This window comes from Oceanidesulfovibrio marinus (assembly GCF_013085545.1).
Lineage (GTDB): Bacteria > Desulfobacterota > Desulfovibrionia > Desulfovibrionales > Desulfovibrionaceae > Oceanidesulfovibrio > Oceanidesulfovibrio marinus.
In genome coordinates this window covers 2,650,219-2,664,385 of record NZ_CP039543.1, presented here as the reverse complement: position 1 = coordinate 2,664,385, position 14,167 = coordinate 2,650,219, and the positions used below count along the sequence as shown (strand labels likewise).

Sequence of the window (14,167 nt, the reverse complement as noted above, 5' to 3'; positions counted from 1 at the left end):
TACACAATGTATGTTGCGAAATCGGCTCGGCCTACTCGGCCAGCGGCTCCACCACCAGGCAGTCCCCCTCGCAGGCTGTGATCCGCACGGAAGCGTGGATCGGCAGGGGCGACGGGTTGTCGGTGAGTGCCGCGAACTCGCGCTGGGCGCTCTTGGTGGTCACCAGCACCTTGCCCCGGCGGGAGCGATTTGCGCCGATCTCGATGTAGACGCGGCCGATCTGGCCGGCGGCGTCGCTCATGTCGTCCTCCTGCTCTTCGGAGAGCGAGTAGAGCGCGGCCATGAGCTTGTACATGACAAAGGCGGCGATGGCTCCGCCCGCCACGGCGCAGTTGGCGGCCCAGAAGGGGTGCAGTCCGGCCTGCATGGCCAGGAAGCCGGCAGCGCCGAACCCCATGAGGTAGTTGATGAGGTTGCGGAAGGAGAGGTAGCGGACCAGACCGCGGAAATGGCCATCGTGACTGTCGCCGTGGCTGAGGTCGTCGCCCACGTCACCCATGTCATCGGGCGCGTCGCCATGGGCCGTGTCCCCGCCGGCGCCGCTGTCCAGGTGGGAGCCGTCGGCGTCCTCCCCGCCAAAGGAGAGAAACGTCATGGTCAGAAAGACGAGAAAACTGACAGCAAGGATGATGAGATACGGCAAGCTGCCCCCGAGGCTTTGGATGAACCCTGTCAGCATGACGCTACAACCTTGTTGAATGTTTCGTTAAAGTTCCCATAGGGGTCAAATCGAGTCAAGAAAAATCGGATATTCGCTTCGTCTTTGCGGAATGGTTGCATCTGGTTGTCTTTGGTAACGTCCGAGGGGGCGTATGCGCGCAGGGCCGCCCGGCCACGCAGGCCGGCGCGATGTCCATAATGGTGGACACGCTGGGCCGAAAGAGCCAGACTCGTTGTATTGAGGATGGCACGGCTTCTTTCGGACGCCGGGCCCGTCCATACAACAGTGAATGGCCGTCTCGCTACGGTTTGGAACAGCCTGTATGAGCAGAACTTTTTCACCAGAATGATGGAGGAGACATGAGCATGCGCAAGAAGGAGCGGGCAATCGAGGATAAGGCCCAGGTGGAGGAGCTGCTGCTGCGGTGCGAGGTCATTCAGCTCGGGCTCTGGGACGGCGAGCAGCCGTACGTCGTGGCGGTGAACTTCGGTTACAAGGATGGAGCCATCTACTTCCACAGCGCGCCGGACGGTCGCAAGGTCGAGTGCGTGCAGAAGAACGGTATGGTCAGCTTTGTGGCCATTGCTGAACACGCGATCGTCCGCGCGGACAAGGCCTGCGGCTTTACCACACATTTCAAGTCCGTGAGCGGTTTCGGCAGAGCTGCGTTGCTGACCGATCCGGCGGAGAAGGCCAAGGGGCTGGACGCCATCATGGCGCACTACGACGGCCCCGTCGGCGAGTACGACGAGAAGGTTCTGGGGCGTACGGCCGTGGTGCGCATCGCCGTGGAGTCGATGGTCGGCAAGATCAACCCGACGCCCGGCAAGGACTCGTAAACACAACCACGCCGCTTTGTGGTCTGGACGGCTGGGGAGCGCTGCTCTTCAGCCGTTTGTTTTTGGGCGGTGCGTGTTGAGTATGTCGCTTTCCCTTGAAAAAGCGTCACGAGGGGCATACGTATTCCCCAACACAAAATGCGGGCAATGCTTCGGATACATGCCCCAGCGGTCTGGAATCGGGCAACGGTGCTGGCATGGGCCTTGCTCGAACTGAAAGATGTACGCCGGTGCAGCGGGAAATCCCGGCGCACCGCGCTGAACTGTTTCAAAATTGTAGACGCCCCTGTCACAAAAAGGAAAGCAATGAAGACACTCGACCAGCTCATGGCCTCGGTCATCCAGTCGGGCCAGCAGGACACCCCGGACCCCGGCGAGCTCGATCTGCTCCTGTACTCCCCGTGTCCGGTCAAGCTGGCGGTCAAGGAGCGGCTGGACGCCGTGCTCCAGGCGTATGAGGACGCCGGCGACCCCGTTAGCATCCATATTCCCATGGGGTGCACCTCGGTGGACCCGTACGATCCCCTGCATCTGGAAACCGACCCGGACAGGCTGCCGGACATCATCGCCTCCATCGGCTTCGGTGATTTCTTCCGCAAAGGCTTTGTCGACCGCTTCGTCAACACCGGCGTGTTCGAAGCCGTGCTGCCCGAGAAGGTGCACCCCCTGCACGAGCAGGCCGGCATTGTGGACCCGGAAGGCCGTTACACGGTCTACGCGCTCACACCGTACATCTTCATGGCGGACATGAAGCGCCTGGGCGATACCCCGCCGCCGCGAACATGGGAGGACCTGCTCGATCCGCGCTACCGCGGGCAGATCAACATGTGCGGAGACGGCGACGACATGGCCGACGCCGCGCTGATGAGCATCTACAAGGAGTTCGGCATGGAGGGCATCGAGGCGCTGGCCGCCAACGCGCACGGCCTCATGCACTCCTCGCGCATGGGCAAGTCCGGCGGATCGGCGCTGGGCGGCGGCATCTACATCCTGCCGTACTTCTTTGCGGAAACATCCCTGCAGCCCGAGCACATGAAGGTGATCTGGCCGGAAGACGGCACGGCCGCCAGCCCCATCTATTTCCTGGCCAAACGCTCGGCCCGGCCCAGGCTGGACAAGCTGCTGGAGTTCTTCACCAAGGGTTTCGGCGAAATTCCGAGCGCCCGCTGGTTCCTGCCCCTGGGCGGCCCCGCACCAGACAACCTCGCCCCGGATGCGCGCATCAAGTGGGTGGGCTGGGACTTCATCCGCGGCAACGACATTACGGTGGTGCGCGACGAGCTGAACGCCACCTTCCGCCGCCTGGTTCAGGAGACGCCGTGCGACTCGTGACCGTGGCCGGGCCGCCCTCGTGCGGCAAGACATCGATTCTGACCAAGGCCTGCGCCGAGCTGATGCGCCAGGGCGTTTCCTGCGCCGTGGTCAAGTTCGACTGCCTGCAGACCAGGGATTCGGACATCTACGCGGCCGCCGGCATTCCGGCCACTGCCGTGCTCTCCGGCGGTTTGTGCCCGGACCACTTCTTCGCCACCAACCTGGAGGAAGCCTTTGCCTGGGCCAAGGACGCCGGGGCCGAGTGCTGCGTCATCGAGACGGCCGGGCTGTGCAACCGCTGTTCGCCGCATCTGCGCGGCGTGCTGGGTCTGTGCGTCATCGACAACCTCATGGGCATCGAGGCGCCCAAGAAGATCGGTCCCATGCTGCGCATGGCCGACCTGGTGCTGGTGACCAAAGGAGACCTGGTCTCCCAGGCCGAGCGCGAGGTCTACCGCCACCGCATCCGCCAGATGAACTCCAAGGCCATAATCAGGCACATCAACGGCCTGACCGGGCAGGGCTGCCGGGACCTGGCTACCATCCTGGCCATGGCGCCGTCCATCGAGAAGGTCACGGACATGCGCCTGCGCTTCCCCATGCCCGCGGCGGTCTGCTCCTACTGCCTCAGCGAAACCCGCATTGGCAGCCGCTACCAGAAGGGCAACGTGAAAAAGGTGACCTTCGGAGGCGCGCATGAGCAGTGATATCCTGACGCTGCAGAGCGTGACCGTCACTTCGGGGCACGACAAGTCCGGCAGGGCGGAGACCATGGACGTGGTCTTCTCCCCGGGTGAGATCACGGCGCTGCTCGGTCCCACGGGATCGGGCAAGAGCCGCTTCCTCTACGACATCGAGTCCCTGGCCGACCGCGACACGCCGTCCAACCGCTGCGTGCTGCTGGACGACGCCAAGCCCGACCCGGAACGCCGCTTCGAGCTCCAGGGTCGGCTGGTGGCCCAGCTCAGCCAGAACATGAACTTTGTGTTGGACATGGGCGTGCGCGACTTCATCCGCACCCACGCCGAAAGCCGGGAGGCGGACGACCCCGAGGCTACGGCCGACACGGTGATCCAGGCGGCCAACGACCTGGCCGGCGAGCCCTTCCACCCGGACGTGCAGCTCACGCAGCTCTCGGGCGGGCAGTCCCGCTCCCTGATGATTGCGGACGCGGCATTGCTCAGCTGGTCGCCCATCCTGCTCATCGACGAGATCGAGAACGCCGGCGTGGACAAGAGCCGCGCCCTGGATCTTCTGGTGAAGAGCGACAAGATCGTGGTCATCGCCACGCATGACCCAGTGCTGGCCCTGTCCGCCAACCGGCGCCTCGTGTTCGAGAACGGCGCCGTCCGCGACGTACTGATGCGCTCCGAGGCGGAAGAGCAGCTTCTTGCCAGGCTGGAACAGATGGAGGAGGAGTACGCGGGCATCCGTTCACGGCTCAGAAAAGGGGAGCCGCTGGAGTAGGGCACGCGCGAAGAGTGCCGGCGCAAGCCGCAACAAGTACAGAGAAACAAGGGCCGAGGATGCACATCCCCGGCCCTTTTGCTTTGCGATGACTGCCGGCAGGCGGGGGGAGAGCCGGACCTCGGAAAGTACCGCCGTTGCTAGACCTTCTGCTCCACGGCGTTGAAGCACGGGATGCACAGGGTCTTGCCGCCGAACCGCCGCGTGCGGGACTCCATGGTCTTCTCGCCGCAGGACTCGCAGACCAGGCTCTCCAGGACCTGCGCTGGCGAGGGGACCGACTCCTTTGGCTCCATGACCTCGAACATCTCCTCCAGGGGCAGATCGAGGAAGCGCTGCTGGAGCAGCTTGTAGAGCTCGGCGTTGCGCGCCTTGTCCGCTTCGGTGGCCGTGCCCTCGGCGAGTTTGCGCTCCAGCTCGGTGTGCTCCTCGTCTACGTCGTTACGCAGGTCCGGCCGCATCAGGGCGCGGAACCCGTCGCCCGTGTTGCGGTCGTAGAAGTTGAAGGCCATCTTGCCGTAATCCTTGTGGATCAAGTTCCCCTTGCCGTAGGTGCAGCTGGTGAGGAATTGGATGGCGTCCACGCCGCACATGTCGGTTTCCACCACGGCGACCAACTCGGTCTCGTCCGGGGAGCCGAGCTTGAGCAGCGCCAGCTCGGCGGCGCGGATGCCGATGGTCAGGCCCGGGCAGTCGTGGCCGTGGAAGGAGATGATCTCGTCGATGATCTGCTGGTCGATGGTGCAAGGCATGCGATTCACCTGTCGTATGGTTGAGGTTCAGGCCGCCGCCGGCACGATGACCGGGCCGCCGTCCATGTGGTGGACGGCCACGGGCAGCCCGTACACGGTTTCCACGATCTCCGGGGTCAGCTCCCGCGGGCAGACGGCCGCGTGCACGCCGCCATCCTTGAGGAACAGGGCCTTGTCCGCAAAGCGCAGTGCCGTGTTCAGGTCGTGCATGGTCATGACCGCGGCCACGCCGTGCTCGTCCACCACGCGGCGGATCATGGTCATGATCTCCATCTGGTTGCGCAGGTCCAGGGAGCTGGTGGGCTCGTCCAGGAGCAGCAGGCGCGGCTCCTGCACCAGGGCGCGGGCGATGCAGACCTTTTGCAGCTCGCCGCCGCTGAGCTCGTCGATGTAGCGCAGGCAGAGGTGGTCCATGTGCAGCCGGCGCAGGGCCGCGTCTACGATCTTGAGGTCGTTGTCCGAGACGCGCCAACGGATGTGCGGCTTGCGGCCCATGAGCACGGCGTCGAACACGGTGAGCCGCGCAGCCTCGGACCGTTGCGCCACGTAGCCGATCTCCTTGGCGATCTCGCCGGCGGACATCTTCAGCACGTTGCGGTCGTCCACGAGAATCGCGCCGCCGCTGGCCCTGTGGATGGAATTGACGCACTTGAGCAGCGTGGTCTTGCCCACCCCGTTGGGGCCGAGGATGGCGAGCAGCTCGCCGGCCGCCACCTGGAACGAGACGCCGTCCAGCACCGGGTGGCTGTTGTAGGTGAAGGTCAGGCCGTCGATCTCCAGGAGCATGGTCCCGGCGATAGCGTCCGGATGGATATGCCGGTGGTGCGGATTGTTGGTCATCATCGTCCTCCGCGGCCTCGAATGATCAGCCAGATGAAGACAGGCGCGCCCATGAACGCCGTGAGCACGGACACGGGCAGCACGTGGGGCGCAAGGATAAGCCGCGCGGCCGTGTCCGAAACGAGCAGGAGCAGCCCGCCGCCCACAATGGAGGCCGGCAGCAGAAAGCGGTGGTCCGAGCCGATGACGCGGCGGACCATGTGCGGCACCACCAGCCCCACGAAGCCGATGACGCCGAGAAAGGAGATAATCACGGCCGTGAGCGCCGAGGCGATGAGCATGCCGACCATGCGGACGCGCTCCACGCGCACCCCCAGGCCCTTGGCCGTTTCGTCGCCGGCGTCGATGGCGTTGTAGCTCCAGCCGTGGGCCAGAAAGTAGATGGAGGCGGCGGCCGTGGCAGCGGTGATGATGCCGAGCTCCTGCCAGGAGGCCCGCGCCGTGTCTCCAAAGGTCCAGAACACGATGGCCGCGAGCTGCACGTCGTCCGCAAAGAACTGCAGGAACATGGTGCCGGCTGTGAACAGCGCGCCCAGGGCCACGCCCGTGAGCACCATGACCTCCGGCGTTGCCCCGCGCAGGCGGGAGACCGCGATGATCACACCGGCTGCGGACAGGCTGAACGCGAAGGCCGCGGCGGTGGTGGCCAGGGGATTGGTGATGGTTATCGAGCTGACCATGGAGGAGGTCATCATGCCGCCGCCCAGGATCATCACGGAAAAGGCCGCGCCGAATGCCGCGGCGTGGGAAATGCCCAGGGTGAACGGCGAGCCCAACGGGTTGCGCAGGATGGACTGCATGGCCGCGCCGGACACGGACAGGCCGGCTCCGGCCACGATGCTGGCCAGGGCCTGTGGCAGGCGGATGTTCCAGACAATGGCGTCGAACCGCGCCGTGGTGGCCATGCCCAGCAGGCTTTTGGCCACGTCGAGCATGGGCACCTGGGCCGCGCCCAGGGAGATGGCCGTGACCAATGCCAGTGCCAGCGCGGTGCAGCAGCCGCCGATGAATACGACCTTGAGCCCGATGTGGCGGCGGTACGCCGCAGGAACCTCGCCATCGGCAAAGTGCATGGAGCGTCCTATTGCGTGAGGGGCACGGGCTCGAAGGCCAGGCCGCCGAACATGGCGTTCATGTCCGGGAACACGGGCTTGCCCACCAGGAAGGTGTAGATGGCGTCGGCCTGGGCGGCCGGCTCCACATCCTTGAACTTCTCGGGGTACAGCACCTTGCCGATGAAGTAGGCATTGGCCAGGATGGAGCCGTAGTTTTTCGAATACCAGTTGTACGGCAGCAGGCCGTAGACCTTGCCCTGCTGCACGGCCGTGAGGGTCTGGTAGGCCGGGTCGGTGCGCAGCTCGAAGAGGCCGCCGGCCTCGTCGCCGAGCTGGAGCGTGGCCAAATCCAGGAAGAGCACGTCCGGATTCCACTCCACGATTTTTTCCTTGGCTACGTCGGAGTGCTGCATTTTCTTGCCGGCGCCTTCGCCGGCCAGGTTCCGGGCGTGCACGAACAGGAAGGGCGGGTAGATGGGCTCTGTGGACTGGTAGCCGTGCGGCCCGCGGTGGGCCACGCCGCCGATGAAGACCGAGGGCCGCTGGTCCTCCGGAATGTCGGCCGTGCGCTGCTCCAGGTCCGCGATGTGCGAATCAAAGTACGCGATAACCTCCTCGGCGCGGTCCTGCCTGCCCACGACGCCGGCCATGATCCGCAGCGCTTCGTAGAACTGCGGCCGCTGTACGCCGAGGTCGCCGTAGTTGAGCACCACCACGGGGATGCCGGTCTTGGCCTGGAGCTCGTCCGGGTCATAGCCCATGCTCGTGGTGTAGGTTTTGAGGATGACCTGGGGCTGCGGCTCCAGCGTGAGGATCAGCTCCGGGTTGTCGTGGCCGCGGAACTCTCCGAATATGGACATGGTCTTGAACTGCGGGTTGGCCAGGGCGTATGGCCGGGCGTCGAACTGCCGGCGGCGGACCTCGATGTCGTCCACGGCCACGATCATGTCCTGCGCGCCCAGGTAGGTGAGCAGCCGGAGGCAGCCGGAGCCGGAGCAGATGACATGTTGCACGTCGTCCGGGATGTCGACCGTTCTGCCAAGGGCGTCCGTGATGGTACGCGCATGGGCGGGCACGGCGGCGAGGAGCAGGAGCGCACCCACGGCGCAGAGCGCCGCGGCAAGGCGTAGACGGAAATTGCGGGGCAAGGCCATACGCTTCTCCATTTTGGACAAGAATTGCGTGGAGAGTGTTACGTAATTAAATCTGTTGTTACGAACTACAGAAAACAATGCAGTGGGTCAAGGGCGCGGCAGATCAGCTGGAGCCGGGCCGTTCCTGAAGAGAAGAAGCAACTGGGTAGTACGTCAGCTGAGAGGGAGAGCGGGCTGGAGGCAGTCGGCCTTGGATCGCTGCATGGCACGAACCAACGATTCATCTGTTGAGGAAGCGAATCGAACAGCATTCAACGCTCAACAATGAAGACAACGGGAGCAGGGCGGAGCCGGGCAATAACTCCGATATGGAAGGCAATACCGCGGCAGGACGGCGCGGCTAATCGATGCCCATGAGCCCGAGCTGCCGCGGGTCCTTGGGGTACTCGGGGGTGGCGCCGGACTGCGAGGCCACGAAGGCCCCGAGACGGTTCGCGCGGATGAGGCACTCCTGCAGGGGCACGCCTGTGAGGTAACCGATGATCAGCGCGCTGAAAAAGGCGTCGCCGCTGCCCACCGGGTCGGCCTGGGCCACCGGGAACCCGGGGTGATGGAAGGCGCGCTCGCTGTCGTATATGGATGCGCCCTTGTCGCCGTCGGTCACCGCAATTACCGCGATGCCGAACATTCTGATCAGGGTGCGGGCCACGGCGTCTTCCGTCTCCTGCGACTGGAGGAACCAGTCGTTGAGCTGGCCCAGCTCCTCGCGCGTCATTTTGACCACATCGGCGGCGTGGAGGGAGCTTTCCACAAGCTCCGGCAAATCGAAGGGCGGGCGCAGGTTGACGTCGTAGAACTTCTGCTGCGCCCTGCTCAGAAGGAGCTGCAGGGTGCGGCGGCTCACGCCGTTGCGCTGCGCCAGGGTGCCGAACACCAGGTGGAACGGCGCGTGCGTGATTGTCTCGGGAACCTCGGATTCGCGGATGTTGTCCCAGGCCGAGGGCTGGACGATCTCGTAGCTGGGCTCGTTGTTGGCGGCAAAGGAGACCAGAACCAGCCCGGTGGACAGTTCCGCATCCTTTTGGATGCCGTCGAGCGGGATGCCGAGGCGCTCAATGCGCTCAAGGGCTTCCGCGCCGTACGAATCGTTGCCAATGCGGCTGATCATGCCCGCGGGCCACTTCTGGGCATAAAGGTGGTACGCGACGTTGAGCGGAGCGCCGCCAAGCACCTTCTTGTCCGGAAACTGGTCCCAGACAATTTCGCCGTAGGAAATAACTGGTGTGTGCTCCATAGTTCCCTTGATGTTGCAAGGTGTAGGTCTGTGTCAGCAGATGTGCCGCCGCATCCTATTCAGTTTTTCCGCGATCACGCCACGTCATGCAGGGCCGAGAGCCGGGATCTGTAGGTGGAGTACGCATGCTGATAGGCGGCCACGGACTCCGCATCCGGCGTGACGGCGCTGGACTCGTCCAGGGCCACGAATCGCTTGCAGAGCTCGGCCAGGGACGCGCCGTCTCCCCTCGCATGGCTGTCGCACCAGGCGGCCTGGATTGCGCCGCCCAGGGCGGCCGCCTCCACCACCTCCGGGCAGACTACCGGTGTGTCCATGATGTCGCAGACGAGCTGCCGCCAGAACAGACTCTTTGCACCACCGCCGATGAGGCGGATGTCGCGGCTCTTCATGCCGATGCCGCGCAAAAGGTCCAGGCCGTAGCGCAGGCCGAAGGTGGGGCCTTCGTAAGCGGCGCGGCAGAGGTTCGCCGGCGTGTAGTTCTGCACGGTCAGGCCCAGCAGCGTGCCGCTGGCGTCCGGCAGAGCCGGCACACGCTCGCCGTTGAAGAACGGCAGCATGGTGATGCCCTCCGCCCCGATGGGAGCTCGCGCCGCGTGCTGTTCGAAGGCAGCGATGTCGAAACCGAACGATTCGCGCACGGCGTTGGCCACCCCGGTCAGATTCATGGTGCAGATCAGCGGCAGCCAGCCGTTGCTGGACGAGCAGAACGGAGCCACCAGCGCTTCATGATGGTGCGGCGCGCTGCCGGAAAAGCCATAGATCGCGCCGGACGTGCCCAGGCTCATGGTGATGACGCCGTCATCGATGTTGCCGGTGCCGATGGCGCCCATCATGTTGTCGCCACCGCCGCTGGATACCAGGACGTCGCCGGACAGGCCCAGCTCGGAAGCGACCGCCTGGCGCACCGTGCCCGCTGGCTCCTGCGCCTCGATGAGGGGCGGCAGGGCGCGCTCCAGGCCGCCGTCCGGGTCGATCAGCGCCAGCACCTCCGGAACCCAGCGCCGCTCGCGGATATCGAAGTACCCGGTGCCGGAGCTGTCGCCATACTCGGCCACGATGTTTCCGGTGAGCCAGTAGTTGAGGTAGTCGTGGGGCAGCAGGATGTGGGCGATGGCCGCGAAGCTGTCCGGCTCGTTCTGTTTGAGCCAGAGCAGCTTGGACAGGGTGTAGCCGGTGGCGACCACCAGGCCGAGCGTGTCCATGGAGCCGGCGTGGCCCCCCATCAGGCGCAGCAGGTCCGCGTTCTGGGGGGCGGTTTCCGTGTCGCACCACAGCTTTGCCGGGCGGATGACCTCGCCGTTGTTGTTCAGCGCGACCAAGCCGTGCTGCTGGCCGGAGACGCCTATTGCGCGGATAGACCGGCTGTCCACGCCGGCCGCATCGATGGCCTTGCGGTACGCTTCCCGCAGACCGTCGACCCACCACTCCGGCTCCTGCTCCCGCCGGCCGCCCGGACCGCTGATCATCTGGTGTGCGGCATAACCCTCGCCGCGAATTGTGCCCTGCTCCGGGTCGAGGATGACCACCTTGGTCCCCTGGGTGCCGCAATCAACGCCCATGTACATGGCGATTTACCTGTCGCCTGCAAGATAGTGCTGCAGGGTCTTTTCCGCGCCGTCGGCCCAGAGCCTGTTCAGCCAGGCCGTGAACTGCTCCACAAAGGCGGGCGCGTCCGCAGTTGTCCCGTAGATATCCCGCATCTCCAGCCATGCCGCCGGGTTGTCCTTGGCCTTCTGGGCCTGCTGCTGCAAGCGGTCCCAGCTCGGGTCGTTGGGCTCGATCGTCGCGCCCGAGTCCGTGACGCCGTAGCAGTAACGGCACCACAGGGCGGACTCCAGGGCCAGGCCGGTGATGTCGCGGCCCTGCTTCAGGTTGTCCGCGATGGACGGGATGATGAACTTGGGCTGGCGGTTGGAGCCGTCCAGGCAAAGCCGGCGGATGGTGTCGCCGATCTTGGGGTTGGCGAAGCGCCGGGCGATGAGCGCGTAGTAGTCCTGGAGGTCGGTATCCGGCACGGGTGGCACGATGGGGATGATCTCCTCGTTCTCCACCTTGTCCAGGAAGGCGCGGATGAGCGTGTTTTCCATGGCCTCGTGCGCGAACTCGATGTCCATGAGCCCGCCGGGGTAGGCGATGACGGCGTGGCCGCCGTTGAGGATGCGGATCTTCATGTTCTCGTACGGCGTGACGTCCGGCACGAACTGCACGCCGACCTCTTCCAGGGCCGGGCGTCCGGCCGGGAAGTTGTCTTCGAGCACCCATTGTTTGAAGTCCTCGCAAAAGACCGGCATGGCGTCCTCGATGTCGAACTCCTCAGCCACGATGCGGCGCTCGCGGTCGCTGGTTGCCGGGGTGATGCGGTCCACCATGGCGTTAGGGAAGGCCACGTTGGCGTCGATCCAGTCGGCGAATGCGGAATCTGATAGCCGGGCCAAGCCGACAACGGCGCTGCGGGCGACTTTGCCGTTGTGGGGCAGGTTGTCGCAGGACATTACGGTGAAGGGCTGCACGCCCTTGTCGCGACGCGCCTTGAGGCCGGCGATGATCAGGCCGAACACAGTCTTGGGGGCGTCCGGATTGGCGCCGTCCTGGGCGATGGCCGGGTAAGTGGGGTCGAACTCGCCTGTGGCCGGGTTGATGAAGTAGCCGCCCTCGGTGACGGTGAGGGAGACGATGCGGATGGCCGGGTCGCACATCTTCTCGACAATGGCTTCGACGTTCTGCGGTGGCAGGTATCCGACCATGGAGCCGGTGACGCGGGCCTCGGATCGGCTCGCGGACTGATCCACCACCGTGGTCAGGAAGTCCTGCGCGGCGAGCTTTTCGCGCATGGCGTGGTCGAAGTCCATGACGCCGGCGCCGATGATGGCGAAGTCCAGGTCCTTGCCGAGGTTGAAGAGGTCGTCCAGGTAAATGGCCTGGTGGGCGCGATGGAAGTTGCCCACGCCGAAGTGGAGGATGCCGGCCGTCAGTTTGCTCCGGTCGTAGCCGGGGGTGGCCACGGAGCCGCCGATGTCCGCCAGTGTCGCGTTGCTCAGTTTGATAGTCATGGTATCTTTTTCCTTCTCAGGTTCAGCTCATCCAGTTTCCGCCGTCAACGTTGTACGTCTGGGCCACGATGTACTCGGCCTCGGCGCTGGCCAGGAACACGGCCATGCCGGTCAGGTCCTCGGCCGTGCCCATGCGTCCGAAAGGCACCTCCTTGCCGACGAGCTTCTTCTTCTCGCCGAGGGGGCGGTTCTCGTACCTGGCGAAGAGGGCGTCTACACCGTCCCAGTGCTCGCCGTCCACAACGCCGGGCGCGATGGCGTTCACGTTGATGCCGTGCTGGATCAGGTTCAGGCCGGCGGACTGGGTGATGCTGATGACCGCTGCCTTGGTGGCGCAGTAGATGGCCACCAGGGGCTCGCCGCGGCGGCCGGCCTGGCTGGCCATGTTGATTATCTTGCCGCCCTTGCCGCGGGCGATCATGGATCTGGCCACGGCCTGGAGCATGAACAGGGTGCCGGAGACGTTGACGGCGAAGAGCTTGTCATAGCTCGCGCGGGTGATCTCGACGATGGGCGCGAGATCGAACAGGGCCGCGTTGTTGATGAGAATGTCGATGCCGCCGGAGCGCTCCTCCACGGTCTTGACCGCGGCGTCGATGGATGCCTGGTCGGTCACGTCCAGTTGGACCGCATAGGCCTGGGGGCCGATCTCGGCCGCGGTCTCTTGTGCGCGCTCAATGTTGATGTCGGCAATGGCCACGGTTGCGCCCTCGCGGACGTACGCTGTGGCGAACGCCTTGCCGATGCCGCGGGCCGCTCCGGTTATGATGGCTGTCTTTCCTTCAAGGCGTTTCATCGAATCGCTTCTCCAGCGTTATTGAAGAGGTGGATCTTGCTCGGATCAGGCGTGAGGTGGATCGTATCGCCGTAATCCACGTCGAACTCGCCCGGCGCCCGCACGGTGAGCGTGCCGCTGCCCTCGGTCTTGACGAAGAGGTAGGTGTCGGAGCCCAGGTGCTCCACGGCGCGGACCCTGCCCTGCCACTCGCCGGAGTCCTTGGACACGAAGATGTGCTCCGGACGGATGCCCATGCTGTCGGCGTTGCGTTTGGCCGCCTCGCCGCCGTTGATGAAGTTCATCTTGGGCGAGCCGATGAAACCGGCCACGAACTTGTTGCTGGGCGTGCGGTAGAGCTCCAGGGGCGAGCCTACCTGCTCGATGCGGCCCTTGTTGAGCACCACGATGCGGTCGGCCATGGTGATGGCTTCCACCTGGTCGTGGGTGACGTAGATCATGGTGGTCTTGAGGTTGTGGTGCAGGTCGGAGATCTCCAGGCGCATGTTCACGCGCAGGGCGGCGTCGAGGTTGGAAAGGGGCTCATCAAAGAGGAAGGCGGCCGGCTCCCGGACAATGGCGCGGCCGATGGCCACGCGCTGGCGCTGTCCGCCGGAGAGCTCCTTGGGCCGGCGGTGCAGGTACTCGGTCAGGTTCAGCACCTGGGCGGCCATGCCGACGCGCTTGTCGATCTCTGTCTTGTCCATGCCGGCCATCTTCAGCGGGAAGGCGATGTTCCTGCGCACGGACATGTGCGGATAGAGTGCGTAAGACTGGAAAACCATGGCCAGACCGCGTTTGGCCGGAGGGATTTCGGTGGCATCGCGACCGTTGATCTCGATTTTGCCGCTGGTGACGTCCTCCAGCCCGGCAATGAGCCGCAGCAGGGTGGATTTACCGCAGCCGGACGGCCCAACGAAGACCAGGAACTCGCCGTTCCTGATTTCCAGGTCGATGGGGGGGATGACTTCGGTGTCGCCGAACCGCTTGGTAACGTTGACAAGCTTGATGTTGCCCATGGGG

14 protein-coding genes are annotated in these 14,167 nt (G+C 64.8%); 4 read left to right on the top strand and 10 right to left on the bottom strand.

The features are described from left to right. Window positions 1-31 precede the first annotated feature (31 nt). Complete coding sequence (locus E8L03_RS11790) at window positions 32-679, bottom strand: NfeD family protein (RefSeq protein ID WP_171267465.1); 648 nt, start codon at window positions 677-679, stop codon at window positions 32-34. A 341-nt stretch (window positions 680-1,020) separates the two neighbouring features. Between E8L03_RS11790 and E8L03_RS11785 the strand changes: the two genes are divergently transcribed. The 4 genes from E8L03_RS11785 to E8L03_RS11770 all read left to right on the top strand — a co-directional run bounded on the left by E8L03_RS11785 (window position 1,021) and on the right by E8L03_RS11770 (window position 4,281). Beyond that, the gene (locus tag E8L03_RS11785) at window positions 1,021-1,500 is read left to right on the top strand and encodes a pyridoxamine 5'-phosphate oxidase family protein (RefSeq protein ID WP_171267464.1); all 480 of its coding nucleotides are present in this window, start codon (window positions 1,021-1,023) and stop codon (window positions 1,498-1,500) included. A 306-nt stretch (window positions 1,501-1,806) separates the two neighbouring features. Then, entirely contained in the window at window positions 1,807-2,832 is a 1,026-nt protein-coding gene (locus E8L03_RS11780) for an ABC transporter substrate-binding protein (protein WP_171267463.1), read from the top strand. Next, window positions 2,820-3,521: a GTP-binding protein gene (locus E8L03_RS11775; protein WP_171267462.1), complete on the top strand. Its 702-nt coding sequence runs from the start codon at window positions 2,820-2,822 to the stop codon at window positions 3,519-3,521. Before E8L03_RS11780 ends, E8L03_RS11775 begins: the two co-directional genes overlap by 13 nt. Further along, the gene (locus E8L03_RS11770; RefSeq protein ID WP_171267461.1) at window positions 3,511-4,281 is read left to right on the top strand and encodes an ATP-binding cassette domain-containing protein; all 771 of its coding nucleotides are present in this window, start codon (window positions 3,511-3,513) and stop codon (window positions 4,279-4,281) included. Before E8L03_RS11775 ends, E8L03_RS11770 begins: the two co-directional genes overlap by 11 nt. A 140-nt stretch (window positions 4,282-4,421) precedes the next feature. On the opposite strand, the gene E8L03_RS11765 is transcribed toward E8L03_RS11770, so the two are convergent. The 9 genes from E8L03_RS11765 to E8L03_RS11725 all read right to left on the bottom strand — a co-directional run bounded on the left by E8L03_RS11765 (window position 4,422) and on the right by E8L03_RS11725 (window position 14,163). Then, the gene (locus tag E8L03_RS11765; protein ID WP_144305436.1) at window positions 4,422-5,033 is read right to left on the bottom strand and encodes an FmdE family protein; all 612 of its coding nucleotides are present in this window, start codon (window positions 5,031-5,033) and stop codon (window positions 4,422-4,424) included. A 27-nt stretch (window positions 5,034-5,060) separates the two neighbouring features. Beyond that, window positions 5,061-5,873, bottom strand: coding sequence for an ABC transporter ATP-binding protein (locus tag E8L03_RS11760; RefSeq protein WP_412973805.1), 813 nt, complete (start codon window positions 5,871-5,873; stop codon window positions 5,061-5,063). Next, complete coding sequence (locus tag E8L03_RS11755; RefSeq protein WP_171267460.1) at window positions 5,873-6,946, bottom strand: FecCD family ABC transporter permease; 1,074 nt, start codon at window positions 6,944-6,946, stop codon at window positions 5,873-5,875. The genes E8L03_RS11760 and E8L03_RS11755 overlap by 1 nt, the downstream gene beginning before the upstream one ends. Window positions 6,947-6,954: 8 nt before the next feature. Next, window positions 6,955-8,082 carry an iron ABC transporter substrate-binding protein gene (locus E8L03_RS11750; protein ID WP_171267459.1) on the bottom strand — a complete coding sequence of 376 codons (1,128 nt, stop codon included), beginning with the start codon at window positions 8,080-8,082 and terminating at the stop codon, window positions 6,955-6,957. 340 nt (window positions 8,083-8,422) lie between these two features. After that, complete coding sequence (locus E8L03_RS11745) at window positions 8,423-9,316, bottom strand: carbohydrate kinase family protein (RefSeq protein ID WP_144305433.1); 894 nt, start codon at window positions 9,314-9,316, stop codon at window positions 8,423-8,425. 74 nt (window positions 9,317-9,390) lie between these two features. After that, complete coding sequence (xylB, locus tag E8L03_RS11740) at window positions 9,391-10,884, bottom strand: xylulokinase (RefSeq protein ID WP_171267458.1); 1,494 nt, start codon at window positions 10,882-10,884, stop codon at window positions 9,391-9,393. A 6-nt stretch (window positions 10,885-10,890) separates the two neighbouring features. Next, a complete protein-coding gene (locus tag E8L03_RS11735; RefSeq protein WP_171267457.1) occupies window positions 10,891-12,369 on the bottom strand; it encodes a mannitol dehydrogenase family protein in 1,479 nt (492 codons plus the stop codon). A 22-nt stretch (window positions 12,370-12,391) separates the two neighbouring features. After that, window positions 12,392-13,165, bottom strand: coding sequence for an L-iditol 2-dehydrogenase (locus tag E8L03_RS11730; protein WP_144305430.1), 774 nt, complete (start codon window positions 13,163-13,165; stop codon window positions 12,392-12,394). Continuing rightward, window positions 13,162-14,163 (bottom strand): ABC transporter ATP-binding protein, encoded by a 1,002-nt coding sequence (locus E8L03_RS11725; RefSeq protein WP_144305429.1) that lies wholly within the window; start codon window positions 14,161-14,163, stop codon window positions 13,162-13,164. Before E8L03_RS11725 ends, E8L03_RS11730 begins: the two co-directional genes overlap by 4 nt. Window positions 14,164-14,167: the final 4 nt, after the last annotated feature.

Coding starts and splice junctions, on each gene's coding strand:
- E8L03_RS11735 (WP_171267457.1), bottom strand. CDS start 12,369: ATGACTATCAAACTGAGCAACGCGACACTGGCGGACATCGGCGGCTCC.
- E8L03_RS11770 (WP_171267461.1), top strand. CDS start 3,511: ATGAGCAGTGATATCCTGACGCTGCAGAGCGTGACCGTCACTTCGGGG.
- E8L03_RS11750 (WP_171267459.1), bottom strand. CDS start 8,082: ATGGCCTTGCCCCGCAATTTCCGTCTACGCCTTGCCGCGGCGCTCTGC.
- xylB (WP_171267458.1), bottom strand. CDS start 10,884: ATGTACATGGGCGTTGATTGCGGCACCCAGGGGACCAAGGTGGTCATC.
- E8L03_RS11760 (WP_412973805.1), bottom strand. CDS start 5,873: ATGACCAACAATCCGCACCACCGGCATATCCATCCGGACGCTATCGCC.
- E8L03_RS11785 (WP_171267464.1), top strand. CDS start 1,021: ATGAGCATGCGCAAGAAGGAGCGGGCAATCGAGGATAAGGCCCAGGTG.
- E8L03_RS11745 (WP_144305433.1), bottom strand. CDS start 9,316: ATGGAGCACACACCAGTTATTTCCTACGGCGAAATTGTCTGGGACCAG.
- E8L03_RS11780 (WP_171267463.1), top strand. CDS start 1,807: ATGAAGACACTCGACCAGCTCATGGCCTCGGTCATCCAGTCGGGCCAG.
- E8L03_RS11790 (WP_171267465.1), bottom strand. CDS start 679: ATGCTGACAGGGTTCATCCAAAGCCTCGGGGGCAGCTTGCCGTATCTC.
- E8L03_RS11725 (WP_144305429.1), bottom strand. CDS start 14,163: ATGGGCAACATCAAGCTTGTCAACGTTACCAAGCGGTTCGGCGACACC.
- E8L03_RS11755 (WP_171267460.1), bottom strand. CDS start 6,946: ATGCACTTTGCCGATGGCGAGGTTCCTGCGGCGTACCGCCGCCACATC.
- E8L03_RS11765 (WP_144305436.1), bottom strand. CDS start 5,033: ATGCCTTGCACCATCGACCAGCAGATCATCGACGAGATCATCTCCTTC.
- E8L03_RS11730 (WP_144305430.1), bottom strand. CDS start 13,165: ATGAAACGCCTTGAAGGAAAGACAGCCATCATAACCGGAGCGGCCCGC.